The 19,600-nt window shown below is 61.5% G+C and carries 14 protein-coding genes; 7 read left to right on the plus strand and 7 right to left on the minus strand.

Annotated elements, in window-relative coordinates; translation table 11 throughout:
* Positions 1-123 precede the first annotated feature (123 nt).
* From QEZ49_RS12095 to QEZ49_RS12105, 3 genes are all read left to right on the plus strand, one after another.
* Positions 124-1,110, plus strand: coding sequence for a neutral zinc metallopeptidase (locus QEZ49_RS12095; protein WP_280387193.1), 987 nt, complete (start codon positions 124-126; stop codon positions 1,108-1,110).
* 744 nt (positions 1,111-1,854) lie between these two features.
* Positions 1,855-2,172 carry a hypothetical protein gene (locus tag QEZ49_RS12100; RefSeq protein WP_280387195.1) on the plus strand — a complete coding sequence of 106 codons (318 nt, stop codon included), beginning with the start codon at positions 1,855-1,857 and terminating at the stop codon, positions 2,170-2,172.
* Between the two features lie 387 nt (positions 2,173-2,559).
* The gene (locus QEZ49_RS12105; protein WP_280387197.1) at positions 2,560-2,694 is read left to right on the plus strand and encodes a hypothetical protein; all 135 of its coding nucleotides are present in this window, start codon (positions 2,560-2,562) and stop codon (positions 2,692-2,694) included.
* A 1,196-nt stretch (positions 2,695-3,890) separates the two neighbouring features.
* Here the strand turns inward: QEZ49_RS12105 and QEZ49_RS12110 are convergent.
* Entirely contained in the window at positions 3,891-5,159 is a 1,269-nt protein-coding gene (locus QEZ49_RS12110; protein ID WP_280387199.1) for a porin, read from the minus strand.
* 865 nt (positions 5,160-6,024) lie between these two features.
* Here QEZ49_RS12110 and QEZ49_RS12115 point away from each other — a divergent pair.
* The gene (locus tag QEZ49_RS12115) at positions 6,025-7,482 is read left to right on the plus strand and encodes a glucan biosynthesis protein G (RefSeq protein WP_280387201.1); all 1,458 of its coding nucleotides are present in this window, start codon (positions 6,025-6,027) and stop codon (positions 7,480-7,482) included.
* Positions 7,479-9,431: a glucans biosynthesis glucosyltransferase MdoH gene (gene mdoH, locus QEZ49_RS12120; protein ID WP_280387203.1), complete on the plus strand. Its 1,953-nt coding sequence runs from the start codon at positions 7,479-7,481 to the stop codon at positions 9,429-9,431. Before QEZ49_RS12115 ends, mdoH begins: the two co-directional genes overlap by 4 nt.
* Before the next feature lie 57 nt (positions 9,432-9,488).
* Here the strand turns inward: mdoH and QEZ49_RS12125 are convergent, their stop codons facing one another.
* The 3 genes from QEZ49_RS12125 to QEZ49_RS12135 all read right to left on the minus strand — a co-directional run bounded on the left by QEZ49_RS12125 (position 9,489) and on the right by QEZ49_RS12135 (position 13,322).
* Positions 9,489-10,559, minus strand: a complete 1,071-nt coding sequence (locus tag QEZ49_RS12125) for a TIGR01620 family protein (protein WP_280387205.1) — start codon at positions 10,557-10,559, stop codon at positions 9,489-9,491.
* Positions 10,556-12,034: a YcjX family protein gene (locus QEZ49_RS12130; RefSeq protein WP_280387207.1), complete on the minus strand. Its 1,479-nt coding sequence runs from the start codon at positions 12,032-12,034 to the stop codon at positions 10,556-10,558. The genes QEZ49_RS12125 and QEZ49_RS12130 overlap by 4 nt, the downstream gene beginning before the upstream one ends.
* Before the next feature lie 541 nt (positions 12,035-12,575).
* Positions 12,576-13,322, minus strand: a complete 747-nt coding sequence (locus QEZ49_RS12135) for a hypothetical protein (protein WP_280387210.1) — start codon at positions 13,320-13,322, stop codon at positions 12,576-12,578.
* A 155-nt stretch (positions 13,323-13,477) separates the two neighbouring features.
* On the opposite strand from QEZ49_RS12135, the gene QEZ49_RS12140 reads away from it, so the two are divergent.
* Positions 13,478-14,281 carry a DUF2189 domain-containing protein gene (locus QEZ49_RS12140; RefSeq protein ID WP_280387212.1) on the plus strand — a complete coding sequence of 268 codons (804 nt, stop codon included), beginning with the start codon at positions 13,478-13,480 and terminating at the stop codon, positions 14,279-14,281.
* Between the two features lie 48 nt (positions 14,282-14,329).
* Here the strand turns inward: QEZ49_RS12140 and QEZ49_RS12145 are convergent, their stop codons facing one another.
* Entirely contained in the window at positions 14,330-15,190 is an 861-nt protein-coding gene (locus QEZ49_RS12145; protein WP_280387214.1) for an outer membrane beta-barrel protein, read from the minus strand.
* Between the two features lie 159 nt (positions 15,191-15,349).
* Positions 15,350-16,195 (minus strand): MoxR family ATPase, encoded by an 846-nt coding sequence (locus tag QEZ49_RS12150; RefSeq protein WP_068459137.1) that lies wholly within the window; start codon positions 16,193-16,195, stop codon positions 15,350-15,352.
* A gap of 671 nt (positions 16,196-16,866) precedes the next feature.
* Between QEZ49_RS12150 and dksA the strand changes: the two genes are divergently transcribed.
* On the plus strand, positions 16,867-17,304 hold the full coding sequence (dksA, locus tag QEZ49_RS17270; protein ID WP_068459166.1) for an RNA polymerase-binding protein DksA: 438 nt from the start codon (positions 16,867-16,869) through the stop codon (positions 17,302-17,304).
* Positions 17,305-17,472: 168 nt separating this feature from the next.
* Here the strand turns inward: dksA and QEZ49_RS12160 are convergent, their stop codons facing one another.
* Entirely contained in the window at positions 17,473-19,116 is a 1,644-nt protein-coding gene (locus QEZ49_RS12160; RefSeq protein WP_280387219.1) for an arylsulfatase, read from the minus strand.
* Positions 19,117-19,600 lie beyond the last annotated feature (484 nt).

Raw genomic sequence — 19,600 nt, forward strand, 5'->3', positions numbered from 1 at the left:
CGGCGGCCGTAATTCTGCTGGTACTTGTCACCGCTCTGCCCCAGCGGGCACAATGGACCGGCGCGATGCCGAGAGGCTGCAGCAACTGACGCCAGAGATATTTGCAATTGGCTGGAGAAGACGATGCGCTACGGAGACGACGATCGCGAAAGCCGGAACGTTGAAGACCGGCGCGGCGAGCGCGGGGGCTTTCGTTTCCCTGGCGGCTTTCCCGGCGGCTCGGGAGGCAATCGCATCCGCATCCCGATGGGCGGCGGAAAGGGCGGCGGCAGCATCTGGACCATTCTGATCATCGGCGGCATCCTGATGCTGCTCGGCGTCAATCCGTTAGACCTTCTCACCGGCGGCGGCGGGCAGTTCCCGCAGGTACCGCAGATGCCGGAATCCAGCCGCCAGGTTCCCACGCGCGAAGCCGATCGCGGGCCGAATATTCCGGGTCTGCCCGGTGGCACACAGGTCAGCGGCCAGGACGACATGAAGCGTTTCGTGTCGCAGGTTCTGGCGGACACTGAGGATGTGTGGAAGCAGGTGTTCTCCAGCTTCGGCCGCAACTACTCCGAGCCGCAGATGGTGCTGTTCTCCGGCGCCACGCGCACGGCGTGCGGCACGGGCATGGCTCAGATGGGGCCGTTCTACTGTCCGCTGGATCGCAAGATCTACATCGATCTATCGTTCTACGACATGATGAAAAAGCGCTTCAACGCACCCGGTGACTTTGCGCAGGCCTACGTGATTGCGCACGAGGTCGGTCACCACGTGCAGAAGCTTCTCGGCATCGCGGACAAGGTGCAGGAGATGAAGATGTCGATGAGCGAGCGCGAGGCCAACGCTGTGCAGGTACGCATGGAGTTGCAGGCCGATTGCCTCGCTGGCGTGTGGGCCAATCTCAACGATCAGGTGAAGAACCGGTTGCAGCCGGGTGACGTGGAAGAGGGCCTCAACGCGGCGAGCCAGATCGGCGACGACATGATCCAGAGGCGCACACAGGGCACAGTGGTTCCCGATGCCTTTACGCACGGCAGTTCGGAGCAGCGCGTGCGCTGGTTCAAGCGCGGTCTCGATGCTGGCGATATCAGCCAGTGCGATACCTTCAATACCAACGCGCTGTAGTTTACTCAGCAAGTCGAACGGTTTCGTTCAGTGAACGGCGCAGTTCCTCGGGAGCTGCGCCGTTTGTGTATTCGGGGGAGGCGAAGCATTGGCTTTCTTTTTCGCCGCGCCTTGAGCCGCTGGTCGTTTCTCGGGGATTGTTATCGCTGCTGAGCTTTTGTCAGGTCGTGGCATAATTCGCCTGGCTTTGTGTGAAGCTCGGTCCGCCGGGTACTGACCGGACTGCCAGTCCGCAAAGGCGGTGACCGCAGTTTTGGAATTGTTTTAGCTCGCGGTTTTAACGCTGGCGCTCAAAAAGCCCAATTATCCGGGCCTTTGACGAGGCTGATATATGTTTGGAACCGCTTGGGGCACAGGCCGTTTCCTCGCCAAATGTGCAACCGGTGTCAGGGCCTCATATGTTTTGCAGTTCTTCCTATTTGACCTTTGAAGGGCCTGCACCCATCTATGAACGCGTTGGCCAATGCTTCGGCCAGCCGCGGTGATTTGCAGAGCAAGTTTGCGCCGCGAAACCAAACGCTAAGACGCTGTGCAGCGATCTGCACGGCTCGGCTCGAAGGAGAACAACGATGGCAAGTGTCGCACAATCGTCAAAAGACCGTACTCCGCTGGCTCACGTATGGGCCGGCATCTCCTGTTGCATGTGTTGCTGAGGCATTCGGGCAAATTCGGCCTGGCGACAAATAACTGACATCAAAACATGCAAAAGGAGCGCCGGTAGATAGGCCGGCGCAAGGAGCAACTATGTCCTCACAAGCCTATATCATCGAGATCGGAAGCGACGCCGTTGGCATCGTCGTGCGCGAAGAAGGCGAGGCCTCTTTCCGCTTCCACTCTGCAATCGGTGCCTTCCAGGCGCTTGACGGCAAGCGTTTTGCGACGGCCTCCGCCGCGCAGCGTGCGGCCGATGATTTGCACGGCGTCCGCAGGGCGCGTGCGAACGTGCACGCGGCAGCAAATGCACGGCAGCGCGAACGCAGCAGCCGTGGCCGCAGCTCCAATCCCAGCCTGGAGCACAACATCAACGGCAGACATGACGCTTTCGCGCTTGCGCTGGCGTGAAGCCGAAGTGGCTTCGGTTAGTGTGTCGTGTTGAGTTGAAACCAGATCGAGCTCCCGCGTGTGACAATACATGCGGGAGCTCTTTCGTTTGTGTGGGGTCTTTGCTGCATGCCTTTTCCGCAGCATCCGCTGCGTTGCGGTTTGCCCGTGACGCGAATGTAGCGGTCGCCTGCTCGCGATCGTCTTCCAGTGGCATCATGGTCCGCGGCCGCAGATACGCGCTTTTAGACTTCGATGGGGTGGCAAGGAATTGTTGTCCGGCAGCATGCTCACTGTGGTGGCGGGCGCTGTGCTGGTACGGAATGCTTAGGGTCGCGGCGAGCAGCGCATCAATGGCGGCTTCCTCGATTATGCGGGGCACGCGAGCTTCACGCTGCGGTAGACGAGATGGAGCGCTTCATCAGCTTTCTGAAGCGCAGCTTCTGGATACTGTTCGTCGCGTTTGGCTGGGTTACTGTCGGGCAGGATGGCCGCGATTGCGCGCGCTTGCTGCGTGAGGTTGCCGCCGCCCGCGCGCACTGATCGAGCGGGCAGCGCTGCAGCCGCTATCGCTCTCGACGGCGCCCGATCGATACGCTTAGTGCGGCCGATCTAATGCGCCATGCGCGTCTACTCAGTGTCTACGCTGCGCTGTTCCCGGAGGTGTATTATGAGCCCGTGTAGCACGGGCGCGTTGTGCCATTGGCGATGGACCTGCGCACGCAGCATTGTTGGACAGCGACGGCCATCGCCAGCCTGCGGTCGAGCGAAAGTATGCCAGCTTCGCCAGTTTCCTTGAGGAAGTTGCTGCGGTCTGAGCGGGATGCGCGTGGCGTGCGCTCACACCGGACGCAGGCGCGGACCGTTGGCTTCCCGGCAATGAAGGTGCTGGAATAATACGACTTCAGCATATTGACTGACGCCGTCGACGCCCATCCGGAAGCTGGCCTCGCTCAGTTTCGTGGAGCGGGTGGAGAATTTGCTTCTGCTCGGAGCACCCCGGCAACGGAAAGGTGCACCTCGTGATCGCCTTTGGATTCTTCAGGCATCGTAGGGCAAGAAGGTAGGCTCCCGTGGTCGCGGTACCTCGTCATGGCGCTAGAGGCGGCACGGCGGACCCGCATGAAGAGAGGACCTGCATCGCCACAGCGGCGCGCCTGAGGCTGTTGATCATGGCTGAAATCCCCAGCCTACGGTACGGACGCTAGCGGGTCTACTGCCTAGCAGGCCGTCGCCCGGCGCAATGGAAACGGCGCGATGTCATGACATCGAACTTTGCGTTCAGCAGATTGGACGATGTGTCCGCGGGTTATGGGTGCCCAGTGCGGCAATGCTCAACCGCGTGCTGAATCAGTCGGCTGTCCGTTCGGATCGGTGGTGAGAGCCCGGCTCAAGGATGAGTGCCGCGCTGGCATCAAGGCTTGGCCGCAGCGCGCCCAAAGGAGAGGGCAGAAACAAACGCGTGAGGTCGTTGCTCTAGGGCGCGGGCAATGACGATGACGGAGCGTAGGGTGGGTTCAAGTTGAGAGACGCGAGAAAACCTCGGCCAGTCCCAGGTGCCGTTGGAAAACAGGCTTGGCGCCCGTCTTATGCTCCTCCCGCATTCTGACGCTGATTTGGAATAGCAATTACATTTGCGATGAGGCGTGAGGAGCCGGCGTTGAAAGATGGGCCGAGCTAAAAGCAAGAAGCCGCCCGGTGAGGGGCGGCTTCCGCTTAAGTCGGATGGTCTGTGCGGATCAGAAGTTGATCAGCGCGCCAGCCTTCACGTACTGGAAGTCTTCGTAGCTGCGGGTCGAGTTGTCGCTGTACTCAATGTGGCGATAGGAGACCCACACCGACATGGCAGCGGCGTCAATTTCCTGTACGACACCGAGACCCCAGAGGTCGAAGTCGCTGGAGCGTACGGCTGCATTGCCACCGTTGAGGTTGGCTGAGACGAACGCGTTGCCGTCGGCCTGATTGTTCTCGTACTCACCGTAGAGAACGGTGTGACCGAGAGCAGACCAGCGCTCACGCAGACCAGCCTTGACGTAGTAGGTCTCGGACTCGCCAGCCGCCAGATCAAACTGGGCATTGCCGTAGGCACCGTAAACGAACAGGCCGGTCGGCACGTGCTCGATGTAGCCACCAACCTGGAAGTACTGGAAGGTGTCGCCCTGGATCATACCAGGGAAGGATTCGGTGCTCAGCTCATTGTAAGCTGCGGCGACGGCGACCTTGAAGCCGGCGTGCTCACCCGCGTAACGGGCTGCCACATCCCACATGTCGTCTTCGCCCCAAGAGGCCGAGACCGAGAAGCCGCCGAAGGTGGGCGAGTCGTAGCGGACAACGTTCTGCGTTGCGCCGTTGCAGTCACCGATAGCGCCACCGCCGCGGCAGCCGCCGACGCCGATGAACTGAATGCCGGTGGATGCAGTGGTGGCACGGTCACGGATGAAGAAGCTGGCGTAGTCGAACGCGACCCAGTTGGCGGGAACGAGCGAGCCCGAGCCGTCAACGAGAATGGCGGTGTTGTCCGAAGCCTGCGACTGCAGACCGACGCTGATCTTACCGAGCTGGTCGCTCTTCACGAACCAGAACGACTGCAGCAGATGGACGCCGTCAGCGACCAGAGCGCCGTTGTTGCCGTAGTCCTGCGTCAGGCCGAGCGAGTTGTTGTTACGAGCTTCGACGTGCAGCACATAACCGGCATACCAGCCCGGAGAAATCGTGGCACGGCCAGTGAACTTGAAGTGTGAGGACAGCGTGGCGCCGAGGTCACCGACGTAGGTGTTCGACTCGTAACCGTCGTCCCACCACATGACCTGCTGGCCAACCCAACCGGACACCGTCAGCGAAACCTTGCGGTTGCCCTTACGTGCGGTCGTCGCTTCGAGTTCGGCGATACGTTCTTCAAGATCGGCGCAGCAATTGCCGCCAAGATCCGCGGCCGAGGCGCTACCGGTGGAAAGACCACCAGCCAGCAGGCCTGCTGCCACGAGGGCACCTAGACTAGACTTTTTCATTGACCTACTCCCGTCTGCTTACTTTATCGGCGACGCCACACACAGAAGCCGCCTACTCCCTACGAAACCCAACGCAACCTATCGTTTACTTCGTTCTTTGCGCGCGGTGGAGGTCGACGGACCGAATCACCGCTCGGGGCAGAAGCTTAATCAGAGATTTACGCGAGATGAAACGCCTTGAGCGCGAAATGCCGTGGAATCCAGTGGGTATGTGGCCCGACAGCCACGACACCATTGATGGGCTTAAGGGACTGAAATAATAGTACATTTCTGGAATGTGGCTATTTTGTGCCACGGTCGTTGCGCCAAAGTTTGTGGATTTGCAGTTTGTCCGACTACGTCATTACGCGGTGTATGTTGTCGATAAGAGTGGAGCACATCGGAGTGAGAAGCCCTGTGCCGACGCGTCGCATGCCAGGCGACTTCGAAGCAGCCCTTCGGACGGTGTCACGCGCTTGCCGAAATTGTTGAGCTACACTATTCTGATGCAGCGCAAAATGAGCGCCGAGCGATTGCGTAGTCGCCGCGGGAAGCACCGCTAGGATGTTGGCCTAGCGCCATTTTTTACTCGCAGGCTACGCAGGCGACCACTCATCGGCACAAAAACACTGCGGCATGTTAAGTCGCGTTTACACGCATAGGGGCTGTTAAGTCGCTGTAGGTAAAACTCACGCATGAATTGGGCGTGTTTTTTCCCAACAGAGGCAACGGGATTGGTGCGACGTGCGTTGTGACCGAGAGAGCGCATTCTGACACGGAAAGCAGACTAAGAATGGAAGCGACGCGGTTGGACCGGAGATCGGTCCTGTTGTCGGCTGGCGCCTTCGCGGTCCTAGGGGCGGTACTGCGAGGTGAGATCTCCCATGTGGAGGCGGCGCCACTGACGGATGCTACGACGGCGTTCACCGGTGATCTGGTGAAGTCGATCGCCAAGGAACTGGCAGCCAGCGAATTTGCAAGTCCGGCCATGACGCTGCCGGAAGCGTTCAACCAGCTTTCCTACGATCAGTTTCGCGATATCCGCTTCCGCACCGATCAGGCGATCTGGCGGGGCGACCCCATCGATTTTGAGCTGCAACTGCTGCCGATGGGCTGGCTTTACAACACGCCGGTCGAGCTTTGGCTTGTCGATGGCGGTACCGCTCGGCGGCTGAAGGCGGATAGCAATCTGTTTTCCATCGGCCCGCTGGTGAAAGATGCCGGTGAGGGCGCGCCTTACGGCTTCTCCGGCTTCCGGGTGCATGGCCCTATCAACCGGCCCGACTATTTCGACGAGTATCTGGTGTTCCAAGGCGCGAGTTATTTTCGCGCTGTGGGACGTGAGCAGCTCTATGGCCTTTCGGCCCGTGGTCTGGCGGTAAACACTGCCCGACCCGGCGGCGAAGAATTTCCGCTGTTCCGCGCGTTCTGGATTGAAAAGCCGCAGCCGGGCGAGCGCTCCATCATTGTGCACGCTTTGCTGGACAGCGAGTCCGTGACCGGGGCCTATCGCTTTGTCGCTGAGCCCGGCGAGTCCACGATTGTGGACGTGGAAGCGACGCTCTATCCGCGCCGCGCGCTGAAGCATGTCGGTCTTGGCCCGCTGACGAGCATGTTCCTGCATGGCCCCGGACATCACCGCATCCGCGATGACTTCCGGCCTGCGGTCCACGACAGCGATGGTCTGGCGATCTTCAACGGTAATAACGAGTGCATCTGGCGCCCGCTGACCAATCCACGCCGTTTGCAGACCAGCGCCTTCCTGGACAAGAACGTGAAGGGCTTCGGCCTGTGCCAGCGTCCGCGTTCGTTCCATTCCTATGAGGATCTGGAAGCGCGATATGAAAAGCGCCCGACCGTCTGGATCGAACCCAAGGGCCGTTGGGGTGCTGGTTATGTGGAATTGATCGAAATTCCGACCGGCGAAGAGATCCACGACAACATCGTTGCGTACTGGAAGCCGACCAAGGAATTGGAAGCCGGTGTGCCGTTCACATTCGGCTATCGGATGCACTGGACGAACTCGTTGCCGGTGGCATGGAGCGGTGCGTTGACCGCAGCCACCCGCGTGGGACGCGGCAAGACCGATGGCACGACAAAGTTCATCGTCGATTTCGTCGGACCGGCGCTGCAAAACCGTTCGCAGATGCCTGTCGCGGTCGTGTCGGCGAACCCGGGCACGATCGCGGATGTGGCCGTGCACGAAAACCCTGAAATTAAAGGCCTGCGGGTGAGTTTTGAGCTCGATCCGGCCGGAACCGATCTTTGTGAACTTCGTTTGTCACTAAAGCTCGGAGATCAGCAGATTTCCGAGACATGGCTTTATCGATGGACCAGTTCATGAGCGAGATCACTGTGGCTGGCGAAAAAATTGGACGCTTGCCTGACGTCAGCAGCCCGGAGCTGTTGCCGCCGGAAGTGCCGCTCGACATGCCCGATCAGGACTTCAAGGCGCGGGGGGCGAAGCCCCGGCAGCGTCGGGGGTACTGGATTCCGCGCGCGGCTGTGTTCACCGGCGCACTGTTGCTGACGGCTGCATTTGCCTATGAGCTTTACGGCGTGCTGGCTGTCGAGCAGGCAACGCCGCTTCAGCTGCTATTCCTTGTGCTGTCGACGATCGCATTCGGCTGGATAGCGCTGGGCTCGCTGAATGCCGCGCTGGGGTTCATTCCGCTGTTTGGCGGTGAGAAGGCCGACACGCTGGATCTGCCGCAGCCGGGACCGGAGATGACGACCCGAACAGCGCTGCTGTTTCCGGTGTACCACGAGGATCCAGCCCGGATAGCAGGCACCATTCAGGCGATCGCGCTTGAGCTGCAGGCTATGGGGGCGGCAAAAGCATTCGACGTTTTCATCGTTTCGGATACGCGAGACGAGAGCGGTAACGGCGCGGGCGCTGCTGAGGAGAGCGCCTATCGCGCGCTGCGCCATCGGCTGAGCGATATCATTCCGGTTTACTATCGCCGCCGCCGTGACAACCACGCGCGCAAGGCCGGCAACATCAAGGACTGGGTGCGCCGGTTTGGTGGCGGCTACGCGCACTTCGTGGTGCTGGACGGCGACAGTGTGATGTCCGGCATGACGCTGGTGCGGCTGGCGCTGGCAATGGAGCGCGAGCAGACCGCAGGTCTGATCCAGACCGTGCCGCGCCTGACCGGGGCCTCCACACTGCTGCAGTACCTGACGCAGTTTGCATCCAATGTTTATGGGCCGCTGGTCGCGGCAGGACTGGCATTCTGGCATCGCGACCAGGGCAACTACTGGGGCCACAACGCCATCATCCGCACGGTGGCGTTTGCATCGGCTGCCGGCCTGCCGACGCTGCCGGGTCGTGCACCTTTTGGCGGCGATATTCAGAGCCATGACTTTGTCGAGGCGGTGCTGCTGGCCCGCGCCGACTGGGGCGTGCACATGGTGCCGACCATCGAGGGCAGCTACGAAGGCCAGCCGCCGACGCTGCCCGACGTGGTGGCGCGCGACCGGCGCTGGGCGCAGGGCAACCTGCAGCATCTTGGCATCGTGTTCACCTCGAACATCACCACGATGGGCCGCCTGCATCTGCTGATGGGCGCTACATCCTATCTGATGTCGCTGGTGTGGGCGTCGTCGCTGGTCGTTGGTATCGTGCTGGCGTTGCAGGGCCAGCAGATGATCCCGAGCTATTTCATCGACGAGAAGACGCTGTTCCCGGTGTGGCCGGTGACGGACCCTGGCGCGGCGCTGCGGTTGTTCTTCGCCACTATGGCGATCGTACTGATGCCGAAGTTTCTGGGGCTGGCGCTGGAGATCAAGCGGGCCTATGCGGCGCGCGAACGCCGCGGCCGGATGCGGGCCGTGGCCGGTGTGCTGACCGAAACACTGTTCTCGATCCTGATTTCGCCCATCCTGATGGTGACGCAGACGGTGGCCGTGTTCCAGGTGCTGTTCGGTTTTGACTCCGGCTGGCGTCCGCAGAGCCGCGACGGTGAAGGGCTCTCGTTTGTGTCGGCGCTGCGTTATCACCGCTGGCACATGGTGACCGGCGTGGTGATGGCGGTGCTGTGCTACGAGGCTTCGGCGCTGGTGCTGGCGTGGATGGCGCCGGTTATCCTGGGGCTGGTGCTTGCAGCGCCTGTGAGCTGGCTGACGTCACGCAAGGCACCGCGGATATTGCGCTCGCTGCTGTCGACCCGTGATGGCCGCAAGGAACCGGCAATCGTGGAAAGCGCGCGCCGCGCCGGTGACGAGTGGGCGATGCAGATCGCGAACCGCGCCATTGACGGCAAGGTGGTTCCGATCATTCGCGCGGCTTGATAAGCGGGCCGTCGCTGTTGCGGCGGCTGCTATGACAAGCTGACGGCTACCGATAATTCAGGACTTGCTGGCGGCGTCATCTGCGGATGGCGCCGCAGTCGTATTACGGCGGAACGCTTCCGCCAGCATGTCACGGGCGCGGACGGGCGGCGCGGAAATGAACGGCAGCGGCCGGCACACTTCCACCGCAGCGGCGCCGACGCGGGCGGTGAGCGCACCGTTGAACGCGCCTTCACCGAGACGGCGCGAGAGCCGCCGCAACAGATCCTGACCGAGGAACTGGCCAAGCAGATCGTCGGTGAGCGCGACGCCGCCGGTGGCGATGATATGGCCGACAACCATGCGGCCGAGACGCAGCGCGCCGAGTGTGCCGGGGCGGCCGCCATAAAGCCCGGCGATGGCGCGCAGCATGCGCAGGTTTTCTATCAGCACATACAGCATGGCGATCCACGGCATCGGGCTGATGGCGGTGACCATGCCGATGCGCTTGGCGGCGGCGAGGACGGTGCGACGCGCTTCCTGATCGATGGGCATCATCAGATCGCGGTCGGCGAGGGAAAGCAGATCGCCCGCAGGCATCACCGCGCGCTCATGCTCGGCGAAGCGAGCAAGAGGCCATTGCATATCGGGTCGCGCGCTGAGAATGCGCTTCAGATGTCGGATGGCACGGCGTTCGGCATCGATGTTTTTATCGTGCAGCGCGTGGGTGACTTCCTGGCGCATCGCGGTGAGCCGCGACAGGCGCAGCATGCCGATGATTTCGCGCAGGATGATGACGACAACGGCGATGCCCGCAGTGGTGAGCAACGCCAGCGCCAGCCAGCCGATCCAGTCCTGCCGTGCCAGCGCCACTTCGACGTAGCTGGTGAACCAGGTGACGGTGGCAAGCGCGATCAGGCCGCCGATGGCCGACAGCAGGACGGCGCCCCAGCGGAAGCCGCGGCTGATGTTGACGGCGGTGGGGCGCGGTGGGGGTGTGGTTTGGGATGAGGTGCGCTGACCACGGACACGCGCGCTGCGGGATGACGTTTCGCCTTGCGATGCGGACGCCTGTTCGGGCGTGATGCGCAGGGCGGGATCATCGGTGGTAAAGGCGCGCGGTCGTCTGCTGTCCGATTCTATCGTCATGCGAGCCAATCCGAAAGCAGGAAGTCGAGAGCGCGATCCAAGCGGATGTGCGGCAGCGGCGGGGATTCGCCGTCAGCGCCCGGCGGCAACAGGCGCGGCGGACGGAAGCGCACGAAATGCAGGCCGGCGGGCGCGGCGTCAGGTTTCAGGGCATCGCGCGGATTGGCGGGCAGATCGCCGGGGAAGATGGCGGCTTCCGTGCGGCCGTTGAATACCTGATTGCCGATGCGCTCGCCGGGCATCGGAACGCCGACGATGCAGGGCAGCAGCTCGCCATCGACCTTGGCATCGGCTTCACGCGTGGCACGCAACGATGCCAGCGCCTGCACACCCACTTCGGCGCCACTGTCGACAGCACGGCCCATCGCGCGATCGATGATGACGCGCAGGATGGCTTCGAGGCGGTCGTGGCTGGAGGCGTGGATGTGATCGGCCTTGGTGGCGGCGAACAGCAGTTTGTCGATGCGGCGCGTGAACAGCGCGCTGAACCAGTTGCCGGAGCCGATCTTGAATACGCTCAGCACCGATGACAGCGCGTGTTCGAGATCGACCACGGCGTCGCCGCCTTCGTTCAACGGGCCGAGCACATCGACCAGCACGATCTGGCGGTCGAGGCGCGAGAAGTGATCGCGGAAGAACGGTTTGACGGCGTGGTTTTTGTAGCTCTCGAAGCGGCGCGCCATCATGCCGGCGTTGGTGTTGCGGCCGTAGGGGATCGACGGATCGAGATTGAGCGGACAGAAGGTGAGCAGCGGCGATCCGGCCAGTTCGCCCGGCATCAGGAAGCGTCCCGGTCCGGTGGTGTGCAGCACGTGATCTTCAGCGCGGGCAGCTTTCAGATAGTCGGCGAACAGTTCCGCACCACGCAGGGCAAGCTGCTCATCGTGCGGTGCGTAGGGATCGACGGTGGAGAGAAACTCGCGCCACGCATTTGAGTGCGCCTGACGTCGCGGGGCGACGGACTGCGCAACAGCTTCGGCGCACCAGGCCGTGTAGTCCATGTTGAGCAACGGCAGATCGATCAGCCACTCGCCGGGGTAATCGACGATGTCGACGTGCAGCTTGGAAACACCGAAGGCGCGGCGCAGGCTGCTTTCGGAACGGAACTCGATCGTGACGCGAAGCTGGCTGAGACGGCGCGTGCTTTCCGGCCAGTCGGCGGGATCGCGCGCCAGCGCTGCCAGATGCCCTTCATAATCGAAGCGCGGCACCTGATCGTCGGGTTGCGGTTCGAGATAGGCGCGCTCGATGCGGCCTTCCGCTTCCGGCAGAAAGAACGGCATACGCCCGCCCGACAGCAGCGTGCGGATCAGCGCGGTGATGAAGATGGTTTTGCCGGCGCGCGACAGTCCGGTGACGCCGAGCCGCAATGTTGGCGTCATCATATCCGTGAACGCGGCACCGGCGCGGTTCCAGGCCCATGTCGTGGTGGCAGGCGTGGTGCTGGGGTCCGGATCGGATTTTGATGTCGGCAAGTTGAACCTCGCGGAAGCACCATCGACCAGTGCTCGATCACCCGGCTGCGAACCGCGACACCTGATCGTCGGGCTGCGGTTTCCAGCCTGTTGGTGCGGCCGATGATTCACGCTTCGGGCAGATAGGCCAGAAGCGATCAGATCTAGTGCGAAGTTGCCATGCCGACAAGGTTTTCAACAAAAGAGCGCCGCTGCAACCTGAGGTGCGCGCAAGCGAAGCGTTAAAGTTTGCGCGGGCTTTGCAATGAAGTGCTGAACGCCGAGCCGTAAAAATCAGCCGTAGAATATGACGAGCACACCGGCGGCCATAACCGTCAACCCCATGAGGATGATAAGGCCGCTGCGAATGAACTCTGCCATGGGCGCCTCCGTGATGCGTGACTTGCGGGTGAACCTGATCCGGTGACTGTGGAGCCGGTTCGCTGAATGCCCTCTGAAGTGGCGCTTGCAGCCGCTGTTCATGAAGAGCGACGGCTGATCCCATAGCTGCATTGGAGACCTTTGGCGCGTGCAATGCACCTTGGCGATCTGCAATGGCGCTCTATGGCGATGGCGCCGCCCCATCCACAGCATCCTGGACGACCGGAGCGGGTTCGGATGCTGGTGTGGCCGCGGGGCTTGACTGGCTATCGGCGCGCTTGCGCTCGGGCATGGAGACGGCTTGACGCCGCATGCTGAGCATCTGATCGGAATACCAAGGCAGCGTGCGCTCGAAGACGACGGGCTCGACCGCATTGGTGAACAGCTTGTCGATGAAGTCCGGACGGCGGGCCTGTGCGGTGACAAGGTTCAGCGTGAAGCGGAAGTCGCCCGCGTCGTCGATCAGCTTCGGGAACACATCGCCATCGGGATAGAAGCGGATCGTGTCGCTGAAGGTTTCGCGGCCCGCGATCGACAGCGGCGCAAATGAGCGGTTGGGCGCATCGGCGTTGACTTGATGCTCGCCGAGGAAGGCGCTGTAGAACTGCTTTTTCTGATTGGTCTTGAGGTTCTCGGCGGTGAGCTGCAGCGACAGGATCGTGCCGGTGCGCGCGCCGGAGTTCGTCACCGTGATGGGAATGGAAAACAGCTCGGTGTCGCCGCTGCCATCGCGCGCATACTGAATGACCGGTGGAATGAAGACCTCGATCTCGGCTGTCTTGAAGCTTGTCTCGTATAGCGAGTAGGCGGACAGTGCGAGTGCGAAGGCTGAAAGAATTGTCGCCTGCCAGCCGCCATAACCCATTGCTGCGGTGAGATTTGCGCGGGATTGCTCATCGCGCTGCGCCGCACGGTCAGTCGTCGTCATAGTTTGTTTCCCCACCGGGCGGAGCGCCCTCTTTGATGGCGGTTATCCACGCGCACGAAATTCGGCGGCTGCGTGGCGGCCAGGATCACGCTATGTAACAGAGTTGCAGCCCGAGCGCTGCCGTTAGGAGAATGAGCGGAAGGAGCACGTTTTCCATGGCAGGCGAAGACCTTTCCCGACCCAACGCGGCGACGCATCCGCTTGGCTTTCCGGTGCGCCGTGTTGCGCTTGATGCCCCCTGGGCCTGGCTGGCGGCCGGCTGGCGCGACCTGTGCGCCAATCCCGTGCTGAGCATCGGCTTGGGCATCATTTTCACTGCGGGAGGATGGCTGCTCTATTGGCTGCTTGAGCGCCAGGAGCTGGTGTCACTGGTGCCGGTTCTGGGGGCTGGCTTCGTGCTGATCTCGCCGGTGCTGGCGGCGGGCCTCTATGAGATGAGCCGCCTGCGAGAGAAGGGGCAGCGTGTCACGCTGGGCGCGGTGGTGGCGGGAATGCGCTCGGCGATTGGCCGGCTGGCGCTGTTCGGTGTCGCGCTGTTTCTGGCCTTTTTCGCTTGGGTTCAGTTGGCGTTTTTGCTGCTCGGCCTGTTTCTGGGCGAGGTGGCGGTGCCGGACCCGAGCCAGTTTGTTCATACGGCGCTGTTCACCAACGCCGGTTTGGCGCTGCTGTTCGCGGGCACCATTCTGGGTGCGGCTCTGGCGGCGATGGTGTTCAGCATTTCAAGTATCGGTGCACCGCTGCTGCTGGCCGAGGACGTTGATACCGTCACTGCGATGGCGACCAGCGTGCGGGCGGCGGCGGCTAACATCGGCCCGATGTTGCTGTGGGCGGCGCTGATCGCCGGTCACATGATGATCGGTCTGCTGACGCTATTTCTGGGGCTTGCAATCATCCTGCCGTTGCTGGGGCACGCGACGTGGCATGCCTTCCGCGCGCTGACGGTCGTGGATGACATCTGACAATTGCGAACGGCGGATCGAACCGTTTGCCTGCGGTAACCAGACTGCTCAATTGAAATGATAGTTCACGCCAACGCGCAGGATTTGGCCGTTGAAACGTGTCGATCCGGTCAGATCGTTCACAAACAAGGGTGCGCCCTGGCCCGCTGCGTTCGGTAGCACCATCGGGGCGACGCTGCCGGCGGAAAACCGCTCCTTGCCGAGGTCGTAATAGAGATAATCGCCGCCGAGGCTCCAGTTTGCGCCCAGCAGCCATTCAATGCCGCCGCCGAGGGTCCAGCCGACGCGTGTCGAGGTTGACTTAGCGGAACTCACCCCATTGTCGATGGTCGACAGATTGATTGTCTGGCTTACGTCGACGCGGCTGGTGGTGCCGGCATAGGCCAGACCGCCGGTTCCGTACATGAGCAGCGACGGGCTGAGCAGCATTCCGAGCCGGCCGCGCAGCGTGCCCAAGTAGTCGACTGAATGGGATATGGTTGTGGTGGTGGTATAGGTCCAGGCGGGGGTGAAAGTGCTTTGATACGGACGGCCTGGATCGGCGCCCGGTCCCTGCAGGTCAGTTTCGAAGCCAGTGACGAAACCACCTAGCTGCCAGTTGTAACCCAGCTTGCCGCCGGCAAAGAAGTTCGTTCCCTTGCCGCTCACATACTTGCCCGATGTCTGGCTGGCATAGATGTCGGCAAACACGTTGGCGAACGGTTCAAGCGGGTTGAGCGCGGACGTTGTGGTCGAGATGTCGGTGGTGTCGTGGCTGTTCCAGGTGCCGCCGACGACGAGACCGGCATAAGCACCCTGCCATGCCGATCCGGCCGGTTCCTGCGCCATTGCAGCGACCGAAAAAGCGGCGAGCGCTCCAGCGGAGCAGGCGATCAATCCGATGGCGCGAAATGGGCTGGTGGCAGGCAATGTCGTTCTCCGGTGCGAATCGGCAAGAAATATCGCACCGAACGTTATTCAATTGGCGGTGGTGTCACTATGACCTCAGCGCAACAGCCAGTTGAATAGGGCTCGCGGTGGCGCCGGTGTGCATCGCCCGTCTGTGTCTTCGCGCCAGGTGAGTGGAGGCTACTCTCCGCGCCGCCGCGCCATGAAGGCGATGCGCTCGAACAGGTGCAGATCCTGCTCGTTCTTGAGCAGCGCGCCAGCCAGTGGCGGAATGACCTTGCGCGCTTCATGCTCGCGCAGCGTTTCAGGCGAGACATCCTCGTTCAGCAGCAGCTTCAGCCAGTCGAGCAGCTCCGACGTCGATGGCTTCTTCTTGATGCCCGCCATGTCGCGGATGTCATAGAAGATGCGCATCGCTTCCGACACCAGCCGGCCCTTGAGGCCGGGGAAGTGCACGTCAACGATTTGCTGCATCGTGTCGGCGTCGGGGAACTTGATGTAGTGGAAGAAGCAACGGCGCAGGAATGCGTCCGGCAGCTCTTTCTCGTTGTTGGACGTGATGATGACGATGGGGCGGTTGTGCGCCTTCACCGTTTCGCCGGTCTCGTAGACGAAGAACTCCATGCGATCGAGTTCCTGCAACAGGTCGTTGGGGAATTCGATGTCGGCCTTGTCGATCTCGTCGATCAGCAGCACGGGGCGCCCGTCGTGCACGAACGCTTCCCACAGCTTGCCGCGCTTGATGTAGTTGCCGATGTTCTTGACGCGCTCATCGCCGAGCTGGCTGTCGCGCAGGCGCGAAACGGCGTCGTACTCGTAAAGGCCCTGCTGCGCCTTGGTGGTGGATTTGATGTGCCATTCGATGATCGGCACGCCGAGGGCCTCGGCGACCTCGATGGCCAGCGCGGTCTTGCCGGTTCCCGGTTCGCCCTTGATGAGCAGCGGGCGCCCCAGGGTGATGGCGGCATTGACGGCTACCTTGAGGTCGTCGGTGGCGACATAGCGGCGCGTGCCTTCGAACTTCATCGCGGAATATTGCCCTTCTGGTGGGGCGGCGTCGATACGCCGGCTGCGTGTCTGGTGGGTTTGGACCGGAAAGGAGGCAGGCTCCCAGGTGGCTTATGGCCCTTAGCCCATTGAGAATCGGCGGTATAATAAGGCCGCCATTTTTATTGAGACCACTTAAGCTTAGGTGCGATGGCAGAACGTCTTGACAGATCGCCGCACTGCCGCCAATAGAGGCGCCGAAATGCAGCTTGTTGTCGGTCCGATGCTAGATCGGCCGTCTCTACCAGCCTCCCGGAGGCCTGATGAGCAAGCAAGGCGCAAAAGAGCTGAAGAAGGCTAAGGGTCGGCCTGGCGAGGCTGCGGCCGGCAGTGCGGCTTCGAAAACTGCCGCGAAGCGAGAAAGTGCTGCCGTTGCCAACGTGAGGGCGGCAGCCAGCGGCGCCGATAGCGTCAAGAAGGGTGCCCCAAAAAGAGGGCGCGCAAATCCCGGCGGGACAGAACTTCAGCCGGGTGCTTCAGGAAAACAATCGGGCGCAAAAAAAGCAGCGACAAAGAAGGCCAAGCCCGATCAGAACACTACGTCCAAGGTTACGGCCAAGGGGAGGACGTCCGACAAAGCGCCGATGATCGGCGGCAGTTCCGGCAGTACTGAGCCGGTGATGGTTGAGCAGAATGTTGCGGGGAGAAAAATGACGGCACGCGCCAAGACAACGTCGATTGTGCTGCCTCCGGATTACAAGCCTTCGGAGGACGAGCCGTTCATGAATGAGCAACATCGGGCGTACTTCCGCCAGAAGCTGCTCAATTGGAAGGATGAGATCATCCGTCAGACCCGCGAGACGCTGGTGGGATTGCACGAGGAATCGACCCAGCATGCGGATCTGGCCGACCGGGCCACATCGGAAACGGACCGCGCGCTTGAGCTGCGCGCCCGTGATCGTCAACGCAAGCTGGTCGCTAAGATCGACGCAGCAATCGCGCGGATTGATGACGGCTCGTACGGGTATTGCGAAGACACAGGCGAGCCCATCGGCCTGAAGCGTCTGGATGCACGGCCGATTGCGACGCTGTCGGTTGAAGCGCAGGAGCGGCATGAACGCCGCGAGAAGGTCTACCGCGAAGACTGATCGGAAAATCGCGGCGATGGCTGGCTGCTGGCCTAGGGTTGGCGATAGAGCGGCCATCGGTCGATAGCGGATAAATTGGAACGAGGCGCTGCGGTGGATGCCGAAGCGCCTCGTTTTTTGTTTTGCGATCGCTATGCGTGGCGTGAGCCTACGCGGGCGGCAGTCACATCAGTTGCCCGTAGGCAGGCCGATGGTGAAGCCATCCTTCGCCAGCTCCTCCTGAATGTATTTGAACTTCTCATAGCGGCTGATCGTGATCGGACCAGTGTAAGTTTCGCTCTGAATCTTGCGCGGCGGAAACTTCTTGTACGTATCCATGAGGCCGGCGACGGCGTCGTTGGCAGGAACCATCGCCCACGTGTTCTCGGTGAAGTTGGTCATGAACACGTCGTAGCGCTCCTGCGGATCGGCCAGTATGTCGAACACCTGCGGAACGGTTGCGACGTAGCTCGATGGGCCCTTCCAGCCGAGGTTGGTGTCGACGGCAAGGCCGCCAGTCTTGGCGCCGTCGTCGCCGCGCAGATTGAACACGTACTTGAAGTTGTCGACGCGCACCGCACCGGGAGAAAGCTCGTCCTCTGTGAAGAAGAACCAGCTATCGCGCTTAGATTTGCCGGTGCCGAGCAACGCCGGTGTCATGTCAAAGCTGTCGAAGATGATCGGCTTACCTTCGCGATCGTTTTCCGGCAGGGGCACGCCACCGAGCGCTGCGAACGTTGCCATCAGATCAAGACCGCCGAGGATGTCGTTATTGACCGTGCCGGGTTTCACCTTGCCGGGCCAGCGCGCCATGGTGGGCACGCGATTGCCGCCTTCACGTACCGTGCCTTTGGTGCCGCGGAAAGGCGTGTAGCCGGCGTCGGGGTACACATCCTGCCAGGCGCCGTTGTCGACGGTGTAGAAGACCAGCGTGTTATCGGCCAGACCAAGCTCGTCCAGCTTTGTAAGAATGGCGCCGATGCGAGTGTCGAGCTCGACAACGGAGTCGGCATACTTCGACTTCGAGATCGACTTGTGAATGAAGTCCGGGTGCGGAAGGTTGGGCTGATGGTTCTTCATGAAGTTGACGTTGATGAAGAACGGTGTGTCGGGAGTCTTCGCAGCGTCGGTGAGGAACTCCGTCGCGGCCTTCTCGACATATGCATCAAGGAACGGGATGCCGACGATGCCCTTTTCCGGCGTATCGACGTATTCACCGTTGACCTCAAACACCTGCTTCGCCTCTTCGCCAGCGTTGCCGGAGAGCGCGCCCTTCGTGACCTTCTGAAACATTTCCCGCAGCTTCGGGCTCATGTTCGGAAACCACTTCGGATCGCCATAGGTGTAGGCGTTAAGATGATACAGGAACGCGTACTGCATCACGTCGTAGCCCTGGGCGTTCGGCAGCGCGTAATCGCTTTCGCCAAGGTGCCACTTGCCGGTGAAGTAGGTTTTGTAGCCCGCGTTCTTGAGCACTGACGCCAGCGTCCATTCGGCTGCCGGCAGGCCGCCGCCCTGACCCTGGAACGCCACTGTCGTCATGCCGCTGCGGTTCGGAATGCGTCCGGTCTGGATGGCAGCGCGGCCGGGCGTGCAGCTCGGTTGGCCGTAGTAGTTTGTGAAGAACATGCCTTCGCGCGCGAGGCGATCGAAATTCGGTGTTGGCATGCCTCTGGCGTCACCACCCAGAAACGGGCCCAGATCGCCCCAGCCGGTATCGTCGGAAACGATCAGCAGGATGTTGGGTTTGCTGCCTGCAGCGGATGGTGCTGTTTGCGCCGTCGTTTCCTGCGTTGCCGTTGGTGTGGTTGTTTCCTGCGCTGTAGCGGACATCGGCATTGCCATGCACACGGATACAGCCACGGATATGGCGATCGCCGATATTCTTCCTGGCTGCTTCGCCCCTAGCAAGTCAGACATCACAAACTCCATTCCAAGCTGGACTCACAGCATTGGCACACACGGTGATTGCGATAGGAAGAAGGGAAACCGCCTTCGAGATGCACTTCGATTGTGTTGGTGTCGGAGAGCTTAAGTGGCCAATTTGAGTTGCTGTTCGTGCAAAACAATGCGGATTTAAAGCATTCGGCATGAGTGAAAAATTACGTCTGCTGCGCCATGCTCCCGGATAGGCCCAATAGAGTTGGTCTAACGAGGGCGGCGTGCAGATCACAGCGGAACAACTGAAGTCAGTGCTTCATCGCCAATTGTCGGGCGGTGCGCATGCTGCTCAAACAGCGTTGTGTGCGGCGCTATTGGCTGCCGGTTTTGTGCTCACCGGCGCTAGCGCATCGGCGCAAACGTCCGCACAGGGAAA

It is taken from the genome of Hyphomicrobium sp. D-2 (assembly GCF_029872155.1).
Classification (GTDB): domain Bacteria; phylum Pseudomonadota; class Alphaproteobacteria; order Rhizobiales; family Hyphomicrobiaceae; genus Hyphomicrobium_A.